The organism is Microcoleus sp. CAWBG640, assembly GCF_020883015.1.
Lineage (GTDB): Bacteria > Cyanobacteriota > Cyanobacteriia > Cyanobacteriales > Microcoleaceae > Microcoleus > Microcoleus anatoxicus.
Window position 1 is genome coordinate 18,520 of sequence record NZ_JAHRFC010000062.1, and the last position, 11,229, is coordinate 29,748.

The following is an 11,229-nucleotide window of genomic DNA, read 5'->3' on the forward strand; positions in this document are numbered from 1 at the left end:
CTAGGAATAATCCACAAATTGCCCCTACCTATTTAATCAGAAAACTGTTAACTTGTGTTAAGTACAGTTCTAGTTCTAAAATTATGCTCTCCCGCCGCTACTTTTTTAGCACTTTCGTGGCAATTTGTCTAGTTGTTTTAAGTTTTAATTTTGCAGCCCCCGCTGCCGCCCTTGGTGGCAAGCTTCCCCAGGTGAATCAACCAGCACCGGAGTTTACTTTACCGACTAATAGCGGTAGCGGACAAGTGTCTCTCTCCGATTATCGCGGTAAGTGGCTGGTAGTTTATTTCTATCCCAAAGATTTTACATCTGGTTGTACGATCGAAGCGCGCAGATTCCAGCAAGACTTGCCGAAATACTTGGCAAAGAATGCTCGAATTATCGGTATTAGCGCTGATGATGTCAATTCCCACGCCGAATTTTGTGATTCGGAAGGTTTGAAATTTCCCCTGTTAGCTGATACGGACGGAAAAGTGAGTAAAGCTTACGGTTCTTGGATGAATTTTATCTCGGCACGACACAGTTTTATTATCGATCCAAAGGGCATTTTGCGGGCAACTTTTGTGAAGATTAATCCGGCAATTCACTCTCAAGAAGTCCTGGCAAAGTTGGGTGAGTTGCAAGCTCAGAGATAATATTGTATTACCTGGAATCATACGAATTAAATAGGTTGCTAGTCAAAAATTGAGCATTCGAGACTCAATCCCTGACTAGCAAAGCGATCGCCTCCATGACAAAGAGGTGCGTAGTCAGGATGTTATTCCTCGTCGTAAAGATTTCTATTGCTCCTAGACATCCGGCGTTCTGGGTCAATTCCCTCAAAGGTTGGCGGCAACCAGACTCGGATTACCAGCAACATTCCTAAAACTAGCAAAAATCCACCTGTAGATAATATCTGAACCCAGGGAGTCTCCAGCACTCCCCGCACGATTACTTCTCGTAAAACTGATACAATACAAACTTCCACAGCAACACCAATGGAAACTCGCTGCTCTTGCAAGTAAATAATTAATAATCGAAATAGTTCAACTAAAACTAATAAAAATAGAATATCAGCCGTCACTTGCTTGAAATTCAACGGAGGCAACAGCGAGAAAAACATTTCTCGAAGTTCCAGTACCATGAAGCAGAACAAACCGATACATAAGGAAATTACAATTAAGTCTTGGACTGTTTCCAGAGCGCTAACAATTAGTTTCAGATTTAACCATGGTGAGGCATGGCTCGTGGAGTTGTTTAAAGGCTTTTGCATTGATGGCTCCTGCGACTTGTTTGACTTGTTTACAGCTTAAGTTAAATAGAGCTGATATTTGACAATACAATGGTTTAATTTATTTATAACCATGATAAAACTTGCGTCACATTAAAAATTTACACAAACTTTTAGGTACATCGCAGGTGGGTTGACATTCTGCCAAGCTTTATGGTATTAAAGGCTGGCGTTTGAAAGTTTTTACAGGTAAAAGCTAGAACTGAAAATGCTTAAATGCTGTAATTGTTATCAAAGGAGTCGGGTCTAAAACCCCGTCCTTTTAGGACGGCTTTAATTTATTCCTAAAACTTCTGCCAATTCCAGTAATCGTAGTATACTGCAATAGTCGAGGTTAAACTCGCAATGCCCTCGTGAAACGGGACATGAGACACACTTTTAGGCATAAACGGGGGGGCAAAGAGCGGCGAAAACTCTTTAAACAGCTAGAGGCTTAACACAGTCTCAAAACCAGAAAAACAAACTATTCTAGTCTTGTTAAGTAGGGTGGGGCACACCCAAACTCTAGGTCAGTATCCTAGTAAGCTTTTGGAGATAGACCCTCTGGGGTGGCTGCGAATCAGGCTCGTTAATTGGTGGAATTCCCACGGTTAAAAGGTTTGAGTATTGCCGAAAGGACGTAACACTTAAAGGTCAGTCGCTGAATTAAGAATCCCCTCGCCTTTAGGCAGGGGAGTGTCAAATAGCTCGATCGACTCAGGCTAGGGACTAAAGGCTCTAATCACACAAAAGCCTGAGAGTCAACCCAAAAACTAAAAGTAATCCAGAGAGGATTGAACACAATGGCATTTGAACTTGCACCATTACCCTTCGCCGCTGACGCTCTAGAGTCAGGCCATATGTCGGCCAATACCTTTTCGTTCCATCACGACAAGCACCACGCTGCTTACGTGACCAACCTCAACAAACTGATTGAAGGCACTGAACTTGCCAGCAAATCTCTCGAAGAGATTGTCAAGGAATCTGCCAAAGACTCATCCAAAGCAGGCATTTTTAACAATGCAGGTCAAGTTTGGAACCACAATTTTTTCTGGAATTCTCTCAAACCAGGTGGTGGTGGCACTCCGACGGGAGCTTTAGCTGACAAAATCACCGCTGACTTCGGCAGCTTCGATAAATTCAAAGAAGAATTCAAGGCTGCTGCGACAACTCAGTTCGGTAGTGGCTGGGCTTGGCTGGTTTTAGACAATGGCACTTTGAAAGTTACCAAAACTGCCAACGCCGATACTCCTTTGGCCCATGGTCAAATCCCATTGCTGACTTTGGATGTGTGGGAACACGCTTACTATTTGGACTTCCAAAACCGCCGTCCTGACTACATTGCTAATTTCTTGGATAACTTGGCTAATTGGGATTTTGCAGCAGCAAATTTGGCTGCGGCTTAGTAGAGGTTTTGCCCTCGGCGATCGCGCTGTTGGCAAAAGTCTAAAATAGTCCTAGAGGCAGTCACTCTGTAAAAAGTGACTGCCTTTTTGTCAACTTCACAGCCACGCAGATTGAGCCGTGGGAGTAATTGTCCAATCTCAAATTTAAAATTTAAAATCGGCTGAGATCGTGTTAGAATAGTAATGGTAAATTTTTTATGCTGTTTGTAGTTTCAGTGGCTGTTCGCGCGATGACTTCTTCACCGACCATAGCTCCAGTTCGATCGAGTCAAGTTACCCGCAAGCCTTATCCAAATTATCGGGTAATTGTTCTCAACGATGATTTCAATACATTCCAGCACGTTGTTGAATGTTTGACCAAATATATTCCAGGGATGACAAGCGATAGAGCTTGGGAACTTGCTAATCAAATCCATCACGAAGGACAAGCTACGGTGTGGGTTGGGCCACAAGAGCAAGCAGAACTTTATCATATGCAGTTGAGCCGCGCTGGACTGACGATGGCACCGTTGGAGTCCGCTTAAGTGGATGTTAACATTAACTGGGATATGGGATTTCAAGGGGCGATCGCAATTTTGCCAATCATTCCCGCCTCTGTATGTCCGGCTACCGTACATCGAAGGTTGTAAGTTCCCGACTTCATGGGGATAAATACCCATTCTGCCATAGCTCCGGGTTTAAGTTCCAACTCGTGAATAGCTCCTTTAATTTCCACTTTCCCAGCTTCTACTTTTTGTGTCCAACTCGCATCAGCAAAGTTTTTAGCAGTAAAATAATGTTTCTGCGAACTGGGATTTTTCAGAACTAACTTATAACGTTTCCCAGAATCAAATTCTAGCAGATTGGGAAAAAATTTGAGTTCCCCAGTTTCACTGCCCAAACTCACACTAATTTCGGTGATGGGTTGGCGTGATAAATCTCCTGCATTGGCAATTGTCGCAGGAATTAATAGAGTGCCAAAACAGAGAATTAACCCTAAAATTAGCTTTAAGGTTTGTGGGAACCGCTGGCTGCGGTAGAATTGCACTAATTGCGATCGAAATGATTTGAGCATGGGATTTAATTATCAGGTAACTCTTACTTAATTATGGCGACTGTAAGTCGCTACTATACAAACGAAGTGCGCCTACGCGCACTGGGAGAAAATAGGCTTATAAATTCTGCAATCTCAAATCTAAAATTGCCAAACTTCATCCCAAGGCCCGCCCCCAACTTCCAAACCACACAAAGAACTTTCAGCCTCTAAAATAATTCTAGAACGCTGCTTGCCACTTTTGTCAATATTTCCCCCCAAAAATTCTCGCAGTTGTAGCCGCAATTCACCGTGCGTCGTATCCCGGCAGCAAAAAGCCATCCCCTTGGCTGTAGGAGTTCGGACATAGGTACCTAGAGTATTGGTAGTGCCAATTAACTCAACTTCAAATTGACTATTTTTTGCCTGCATTTTCCAGTATCCCCAAGGTTCAATATGCCAAGTAACTTGGGAATTCCAAGGTGCAAATTCATAGAATTTTCCTCGATAATGGATACCAATCATTGCCACCGATTCCATCCACCACAAAACGCCTCGTTTGCCACCACCGGCAGTTAAAGCTAAATCTGACTCGCCTTGAAAACAATTGCAATTAATCCAAAACCATTTTTGAGGGAAAGCACCGCCCCAATTTTTTTCGCTGTAAGCTGGAACTTCTGTAAAGTCATAGCGTTGGTCGTTCCAATCTATCCAGCCTGTGGCTAAACCGTGGGACATTAAAATTTGCCAACCGGGTTCAAATATGGGCAGAAAAGATAGCATTCCTGCGGTAGATTTCTGGATGGAATCGGAGTTTCCCCAGCCGTAAATTGGTTTAATTTCATACTGCCAATAACAGTGTTTGCCACTTCCTGGGTCGTGTAAGTAACCTTGATGCAAGGTGGCTGTAGCTTGATAACCTTCTTCGATGTGGTTATCAAATGCTTGTGGTGCTAAATATTCGGGTTTGATTTGTAAATCTGTTTTGCCCCAATGTCCTAATCCCAGTTTGTTTCTATCTGCCCAAAATTTGTTTACATCGGGGAAAGTGCGACACAAATATTCGTCTTTGGGGCCGAGAATTTGAGCGACACCGCCGCTGTAAGGTTGACCGCCTCTGGGGTCTTCGATGGAGTACATGAATGCAAAGGATTGTTGGTGGATTGGTAAGGTGATGCGATAGTACCAACCTTCAAAAAAGCGACGGTAACTGCCGTCCCAGTGATAGCCGCTGTGGGGAGTTTGAATACTTTTGTATTTTAAGAGTGAATTTGACATAAAATTATGAATAGGAGGATGGTAAATTTACAAAAACTGTCTTTTTATTTTTTATTCTTATCGACTCACCTTTGCTCAAGGGTTTGATTCCTTCTTGCCGGTTCAGTCAGCGTAGTCGAAGGGCCTTCTTCCTTCTTCCTTCTTCCCTCTTCCTTCTTCCTTCTTCCTTCTTCCTTCTTCCTTTTGTTATGACTTTAGCACCTTGGCGATCGCATCTTGCTGGTACTCTCCATCGCAATCGGAGTCTTCCTGTTTCCCGGTACTTACAACTAGCAACAGTCCGGGCTGACGGGCGTCCGGCCAACCGCACGGTTGTGTTTAGAGGGTTTTTGGAAGATACCAACCACTTACAGTTTATTACAGATATTCGGAGTCAAAAGGTAGAAGAAATTAATTTCTATCCTTGGGGGGAGATTTGTTGGTATTTCCCGCAAACTCGCGAACAATTTCGGATTGCTGGACAACTGGTGTTGGTAAGTGCAGAACATCCCGATCCTGCACTTTGTGCGTCGCGTAGAAGGGCTTGGCAGGAAATTTCTGACGCGGCGCGGGTGCAATTTGCTTGGCCGCATCCAGGGGAAAATAGGGCTGTTTCCAGCGCTTTTGAACCTACTGCCCCAGATGCGATCGAGCCTCTGTCTAATTTTTGTTTGCTGTTGTTGGAACCGGAAGCTGTGGATTTGTTGGAGTTGCGAGGTGCCCCCCAGAATAGGTTGCTTTATCGGCTCGATGGGGAGGGAAATTGGTCGGCGCGCGAGGTTAATCCTTGAAAGAATTGGTTATTGGTTATTGGTTATTGGTTATTGGTTATTGGTTATTGGTTGCTTCCAATGCCTAATTCTCTTCCCCCCTTGGGGGGAGGTTGCCCAATTCCCAATTCCCAATTCCCAATTCCCAATTCCCAATTCCCAATTCCCAATGCCCAATGCCCAATGGTTAGATGCCACTGCCGTCGAAAAATTCTTGAATTGCTTTATCTTTTAACTGACAAGTGCTAGCAACAGCTAATTTAGTTGTTTCGGCTAGGGCTAAATTAGTGGTTTGATGTAAACTTGGGAATGTTGAATGGAAATTGTGAGAATTTGGTTCGGATGTGAAGGAAACAGGCTGTTGAGTTTGCAAACTTTTAAGTTGCTGTTCGAGGGATTCGATGCGATCGACTAAAGAGCGAATCACCACAGCTTCGGAATCTGGTAAACTGCCGTGTTCTAGGGGATTGACTCGTACTCCCGATCGATAAACTATGCGGCCGGGAATCCCTACCACTGTACAATCAGATGGTACGTCCCGGAGCACGACGGAACCTGCGCCAATGCGGACATTATTGCCAATTTGAAGATTCCCCAGTACCTTAGCACCAGCACCGATAACTACGTTTTCGCCGACAGTAGGGTGACGCTTGCCACTTTCTTTGCCAGTACCACCGAGGGTAACTCCTTGGTAAATGAGGGCAAAATCGCCGACTATCGCGGTTTCGCCGATGACTACTCCCATACCGTGGTCAATGAAAACGCTTTTACCGATTGTTGCCCCAGGGTGAATTTCAATTCCGGTAAAAAAGCGAGCCAGGTGGGACATCAAGCGGGGGATGAACGGAATTCCGACCAAGTATAGCCAGTGTGCGATGCGGTGGAATACCAGGGCCTGAAGACCAGGGTAGCAAAACAAAACTTCCAGCCAGTTGCGAGCAGCAGGGTCTCGATCGAAAATAATACTGAAGTCAGCTCTAAGAGTCTTTAGCACTTTCGGAGTTACCAATTTTGGTTAAACACGCCATTTTATTTTACCGGATGAGGGAAGATAGCTGCCGATCGTGTAAACCGAATCACCAAATATTTGACCATTCAACAGTTAACAGTGCACCAAAGATCCTGCTTTGGATAATTTTGGGCTTGTTTTGAGTGCTGAGTTCCTGATTAACACAACTTTTGGTATTATTACTTATGGGTGGCACGAGAGGGCTTAATCCCCCAAGGGTGAAACCCCGCTGTTAATTTTCCTGGCTATTTCTGGCTATTTGGGAAGTTATTCATTTGTCAGGAACTCCCAGTCAGTAGTCAAATTTCCCCTGCGGGATCTTTCATAGTTAATAATTAGTTATCTAACATCTAGGATGTGACATCTACCTATATAATTATGCAACGACAAATTTCTGCCATATCTGGATTTCGCGCTTCTGACCTAACCCTGGGGGAAACTCCTAGGAAACAGTCCCGTCCGATACAGCGGGCGATCGTCTTGATGTTGATTGCAACAGGTTTGCTGAGTCTGCACGTCGGTAGGCTGGTGCAATTGCAACTGGTGGAAGGGAAACAAAACCGGGAACGAGCCGAAAACAATCGAGTTCGGGAAGTGCCAAAACCAGCCAATCGCGGACATATAGTCGATCGCCAAGGTAAACTGCTAGCTGCGAACAATTTAGCTCGATCGATCTATTTGTGGCCCAAAGAACAAACGCCGGAACAGTGGAAAGTAACAGCAGACAAGTTAAGTCCGCTGCTGAAAATCCCAGCCCAGGAAATTCTCGAAAAATTAAAACAAGTCGATCCTTCATCCTACAGACCGGTACGACTTAGACAAGCAATGCCGCCAGAGGTATTTGTGCCACTAGCAGAACTGGTGGGACAAATGCGAGGAGTGGAAGTGCGCCCCGAAGCCAGACGCTTCTATCCAGAAGGCAGTTTAGCTGCTCACGTTCTCGGATATATTGGCGAAGCTACCGAAGCAGACTTGAAAACTCATCCAGAATATCCGATGGGAATGATTGTGGGTCAAATGGGCATAGAAGCGAGTTCTAACAGCAAGATTGCCGGAGTTTGGGGCTATCGACTGATCGAGACGAATGCCCAAAATCAAGAACTGCGCCTGATCGGAGAGACACCTCCGAAACCAGGTGAAACAGTGCAGCTAACTATAGATTTCAAGATGCAAAAAGCGGCTGAAGACGCCCTGGGGAATCGACGGGGGGCAGTAGTAGCCCTGGACGTGAAAACTGGTGCAGTATTAGTGTTAGCCAGCCACCCTACTTTTGACCCCAATCTGTTTACGCGAAAAATCACCAAGGAAGATTGGCAAAATCTCCAAGATTTGGAAAATCCCTTCTTGAATCGAGCCATGCAAGGCTATCCCCCTGGTAGCACTTTTAAAATTGTGACTTCCGTCGCTGGTATGGAATCGGGTAAGTTTTCACCGGACTCTATTTTGAACACTTCGGCTTACATTACTGTGGGGGGAATTGATTTTAACGAACACAGTGGTGGTTACGGTGACATCGGCTTTCGGGAGGCTTTGGCTTTTAGCAGCAATACGTTTTTTTATCAAATCGGCATGAGTGCTGGGCCCGAAGCAATTGCTAAGTGGGGACACCGCTTGGGAATTGGCAAGGATACGGATTTGAAGCTTTTGGGCCTTGGTGGCGGAGATCACGGTCAAATGCCGACACCGGAGGAGAAGGAGAAAATTTATAAGGAACCTTGGTATGCGGGAGATACGGTAACGATGTCTATCGGCCAGGGTTTGGTGTTGGTGACTCCTTTGGAAGCCGCGGTGATGGTGAGTTCGATCGCCAATGGTGGTAATCGTGTCAAGCCCCATCTTTTGACTTCGATGACTGGTAAACCTGAAACAAAACCGGTGCCTACGGGGATTAAACCTGGGACGATTGAGGTGATTAAGCAAGGACTGGCGGCGGTGGTGACGGAGGGTACGGGACGGGGACTCAATGACGGTTCCATTCCGCTGACTGCGGGCAAAACCGGGACTTCGGAGGTAATCGGACAGAAGGATCACTCATTGTATGTGGCCTATGGACCTGCGGAGAAACCAGAAATTGCGATCGCCGTGGTTGTGGAAAATGGTGGTTTTGGTTCTATAGCGGCGGCCCCGATCGCCAAAGACGTGTTTCAAGCTTATTTTGGTAAGCCAAAAAAGGTGGATGAGTCAGTAGTGGTTACTCCTTAGTTGTTGGTTGTTGGTTGTTGGGAGCATCCCGCTCCCAATTCCCAATTTCCAATTCCCAATTCCCAATTCCCAATTCCCAATTCCCAATTCCCAATTCCCAATTCCCAATTCCCAATTCCCAATTCCCAATTACCAAGAACTAATATAATCGCATAAATATAGCGGCTTTGCGAATGCCTGCTGTTTCTCCGGTGCTAGTAATTGTGAGCGATCGCAAATGGTCGAACAATGGTCTTGCGGAAAGTTCAATTAACCTCAACAGAGGAATTTGTTTTTCCCAAATTCCTCTGCTTGAGGGCCAATCTAAATAAAAATAGCCGTCATTAGATGGCGGTAAGGGTTCGATACTGGTTTGAAAGTCTTGATTTGCCACCAAAGAACCTGTTTCAGCAGCTTTCAGAGCTTCGTCCATTGCTTCTACTGAGGTTGTAAAAATTTCGTATTTACCAACTGTCGCTCTGACTCCTTTTGCCTCGGTTTCGATCGCACTTTTCCTGTTTGTTTCCTTACCATAATTTTGGGTAGTTGTCAACTGCGTCCAAGCGGTAATTTTTTGGTTTCTGAGAGTGAAACTGCCTATGCTGTATTCTTTGCTGCGGGCAATTTCGTCCAAGCGGGCGATCGCCTGTTGGGAATCAGCAGATGTTTCAGCCACAAAAATCCAATCGCTGCTGTTTGAGGCACTTGGAAGCACTGCTAAAGCGTATTCTCCTTTTACCCAGTTGAATATGTCTTGGGGTAAGTTAATGCCCCAAGCTGTCTGAATATCTGCGAGGGTGCGATCGACTAATTTTGACACTTCTGCATTGCCAGAAATAGCCGCTGAAAATTCAGTCCAAAAATTGTTTAAACTGGTGCTAGCCACTGCCAAAGGGCTGGCTGAGGGAATGTATTGTAAGGCTTGTACAGGTTCTGATAGTGTGGGAATTGCGTTGTTTTGGCGATCGGTCACTAAAGCAGTTTCGGCCACTAATCCCCGTCTATTTACTCCCACAGCCACCCCTAGGGAAGAAAGGGAAACATCAGATTTTTCCTTGGTTTCCGACTGGGGTAGATTGAAAAATGCTAAAGCTATTCTGCCTTGTTTTAGCTGCTGCAAAGCTTTTTGATATTCTGGCTTATTGTTAAGATTGAGGTTTGCCACTTCTACGTTATCTATGGCATCTCTAAGCACCTGCGGATGATTAGCCAATAAAACAAAACTTTGGTGATTCTTGCCATCTAAACTGCCACTGAGTAAAGCCGTAGCAAAGCTTGAGGGTAAACTGGAACTTGGCAAAGCAAGGCGACTCAAAGGTGAGATCGGCTCAGTTTTTTTCGGGACTGCGGGTAATTGTTTATAACTGAGTTTAACGCCTTTATATTGCTCAAACTGACCTTGTTTTTGCCAGTAGGAATCGAGAAACTGCTGGCTGCGATCGGGATTTTGGGAGGAAAGGGCTACCAAAAACCCGGCTTGTTTGCCATTTTTGCTGTCGCGATCGATATCTGGTGTAGCGATCGCGAAGGTAATTTCGTCACCTATCCAAGGTTGGATATCTCGACTGTAATTGAGGTTTGTATTGGCGAGGAGGCTGTTTTTGATTTGTTCAAATTCAGCGTGCGATCGGCTTCTTTCTGCAGGAGTAGCAAAAACCTGTCGCAGGGATTCCAGGCGATCGGGATTTACCAGCATTGACGCTAACAAAGGTGCTTGTTTCGAGACAAACACAGCAGCAGCCGGAGTAGTTGTCGGCCCGCCCTTGAGTAAATTAAGGGGAGTGTGAGTTGTCAACCAGTAAAAACCGCCTGCACTCAGGGCTAACAGCGCCAAGACACCGACAATTAGAAAATAGAAGAACGATCGCAACTTCATCAGCAAATGACAAATTACCACAGTCTACTATTATACACCCAGAACCCCGACTTTTTTCAAAAGTAAGTTTTTTGGGAAGATGGTTAGTTTTTAATTCGCTATTTATGGCAATCTAGAGATTAGTTATTCCTGGAATAAATCAAGCAATATAGATTTTAGATTAGAGAAACGTTATAATAAACAAAAAATTAAGTTTTGTAAAGACCCTTGACTGCAACATTCACCCCCAAAAACAGCCGAACCTGGCACGCTCTCAACCCCCTGTGGGAAGGAGCAGAAGACGCAGTACAGAAGGGTTTACCCCACACCAAGCTAGCACCAGCATGGCAAATACTGCTCCTGGGCGACGGTTCCCCCACCCGTCACCTGCAACTGCTGACGAGAGAACCCACAGAAGTTGATGTCATTGATATGTCCTTAGTGGGTGCAGATGCAGATGGCGCGCCGGAACAGATTGTGGTGGTTCCGG

The 11,229-nt window shown here is 45.2% G+C and carries 12 protein-coding genes; 6 read left to right on the forward strand and 6 right to left on the reverse strand.

Annotation, left to right across the window (positions count from 1 at the left end; all coding sequences use genetic code 11):
* Positions 1-83: 83 nt before the first annotated feature.
* Positions 84-635 carry a peroxiredoxin gene (locus tag AAFP11_RS23135; protein ID WP_341739152.1) on the forward strand — a complete coding sequence of 184 codons (552 nt, stop codon included), beginning with the start codon at positions 84-86 and terminating at the stop codon, positions 633-635.
* A gap of 122 nt (positions 636-757) precedes the next feature.
* Here the strand turns inward: AAFP11_RS23135 and AAFP11_RS23140 are convergent, their stop codons facing one another.
* A complete protein-coding gene (locus AAFP11_RS23140) occupies positions 758-1,252 on the reverse strand; it encodes a phosphate-starvation-inducible PsiE family protein (RefSeq protein WP_341739141.1) in 495 nt (164 codons plus the stop codon).
* An 800-nt stretch (positions 1,253-2,052) separates the two neighbouring features.
* Between AAFP11_RS23140 and AAFP11_RS23145 the strand changes: the two genes are divergently transcribed.
* Together AAFP11_RS23145 and clpS are read left to right on the forward strand one after the other, a co-directional pair.
* The gene (locus AAFP11_RS23145) at positions 2,053-2,655 is read left to right on the forward strand and encodes a superoxide dismutase (protein WP_340521726.1); all 603 of its coding nucleotides are present in this window, start codon (positions 2,053-2,055) and stop codon (positions 2,653-2,655) included.
* Positions 2,656-2,885: 230 nt separating this feature from the next.
* Positions 2,886-3,179: an ATP-dependent Clp protease adapter ClpS gene (gene clpS / locus AAFP11_RS23150; RefSeq protein WP_340521737.1), complete on the forward strand. Its 294-nt coding sequence runs from the start codon at positions 2,886-2,888 to the stop codon at positions 3,177-3,179.
* A gap of 32 nt (positions 3,180-3,211) precedes the next feature.
* On the opposite strand, the gene AAFP11_RS23155 is transcribed toward clpS, so the two are convergent.
* A complete protein-coding gene (locus tag AAFP11_RS23155) occupies positions 3,212-3,709 on the reverse strand; it encodes a plastocyanin/azurin family copper-binding protein (protein WP_341739142.1) in 498 nt (165 codons plus the stop codon).
* Between the two features lie 120 nt (positions 3,710-3,829).
* On the reverse strand, positions 3,830-4,945 hold the full coding sequence (locus AAFP11_RS23160; protein WP_341739143.1) for a tocopherol cyclase family protein: 1,116 nt from the start codon (positions 4,943-4,945) through the stop codon (positions 3,830-3,832).
* A 188-nt stretch (positions 4,946-5,133) separates the two neighbouring features.
* Between AAFP11_RS23160 and AAFP11_RS23165 the strand changes: the two genes are divergently transcribed.
* Complete coding sequence (locus tag AAFP11_RS23165; protein WP_341739144.1) at positions 5,134-5,715, forward strand: Npun_F5749 family FMN-dependent PPOX-type flavoprotein; 582 nt, start codon at positions 5,134-5,136, stop codon at positions 5,713-5,715.
* Between the two features lie 166 nt (positions 5,716-5,881).
* Here the strand turns inward: AAFP11_RS23165 and cysE are convergent, their stop codons facing one another.
* The gene (cysE, locus tag AAFP11_RS23170) at positions 5,882-6,688 is read right to left on the reverse strand and encodes a serine O-acetyltransferase (RefSeq protein WP_341739145.1); all 807 of its coding nucleotides are present in this window, start codon (positions 6,686-6,688) and stop codon (positions 5,882-5,884) included.
* Positions 6,689-7,081: 393 nt separating this feature from the next.
* Here cysE and mrdA point away from each other — a divergent pair, with 393 nt between their 5' ends.
* The gene (gene mrdA / locus AAFP11_RS23175; RefSeq protein WP_341739146.1) at positions 7,082-8,905 is read left to right on the forward strand and encodes a penicillin-binding protein 2; all 1,824 of its coding nucleotides are present in this window, start codon (positions 7,082-7,084) and stop codon (positions 8,903-8,905) included.
* On the opposite strand, the gene AAFP11_RS23180 is transcribed toward mrdA, so the two are convergent.
* Together AAFP11_RS23180 and AAFP11_RS23185 are read right to left on the reverse strand one after the other, a co-directional pair.
* Positions 8,895-9,041: a hypothetical protein gene (locus AAFP11_RS23180; RefSeq protein ID WP_341739147.1), complete on the reverse strand. Its 147-nt coding sequence runs from the start codon at positions 9,039-9,041 to the stop codon at positions 8,895-8,897. The two genes, mrdA and AAFP11_RS23180, sit on opposite strands and share 11 nt — an antisense overlap.
* A gap of 3 nt (positions 9,042-9,044) precedes the next feature.
* Positions 9,045-10,781 (reverse strand): DUF3352 domain-containing protein, encoded by a 1,737-nt coding sequence (locus AAFP11_RS23185; RefSeq protein WP_341739148.1) that lies wholly within the window; start codon positions 10,779-10,781, stop codon positions 9,045-9,047.
* Positions 10,782-10,967: 186 nt separating this feature from the next.
* On the opposite strand from AAFP11_RS23185, the gene AAFP11_RS23190 reads away from it, so the two are divergent.
* Positions 10,968-11,229: chorismate pyruvate-lyase family protein (locus AAFP11_RS23190; protein WP_341739149.1), on the forward strand; the 262-nt coding region annotated here is incomplete at its 3' end.

Excerpts from the sequence above, each read along its gene's own strand:
- clpS (WP_340521737.1), top strand. The coding sequence starts at position 2,886 with ATGACTTCTTCACCGACCATAGCTCCAGTTCGATCGAGTCAAGTTACC.
- mrdA (WP_341739146.1), top strand. The coding sequence starts at position 7,082 with ATGCAACGACAAATTTCTGCCATATCTGGATTTCGCGCTTCTGACCTA.
- AAFP11_RS23155 (WP_341739142.1), bottom strand. The coding sequence starts at position 3,709 with ATGCTCAAATCATTTCGATCGCAATTAGTGCAATTCTACCGCAGCCAG.
- AAFP11_RS23160 (WP_341739143.1), bottom strand. The coding sequence starts at position 4,945 with ATGTCAAATTCACTCTTAAAATACAAAAGTATTCAAACTCCCCACAGC.
- AAFP11_RS23165 (WP_341739144.1), top strand. The coding sequence starts at position 5,134 with ATGACTTTAGCACCTTGGCGATCGCATCTTGCTGGTACTCTCCATCGC.
- AAFP11_RS23140 (WP_341739141.1), bottom strand. The coding sequence starts at position 1,252 with ATGCAAAAGCCTTTAAACAACTCCACGAGCCATGCCTCACCATGGTTA.
- AAFP11_RS23145 (WP_340521726.1), top strand. The coding sequence starts at position 2,053 with ATGGCATTTGAACTTGCACCATTACCCTTCGCCGCTGACGCTCTAGAG.
- AAFP11_RS23135 (WP_341739152.1), top strand. The coding sequence starts at position 84 with ATGCTCTCCCGCCGCTACTTTTTTAGCACTTTCGTGGCAATTTGTCTA.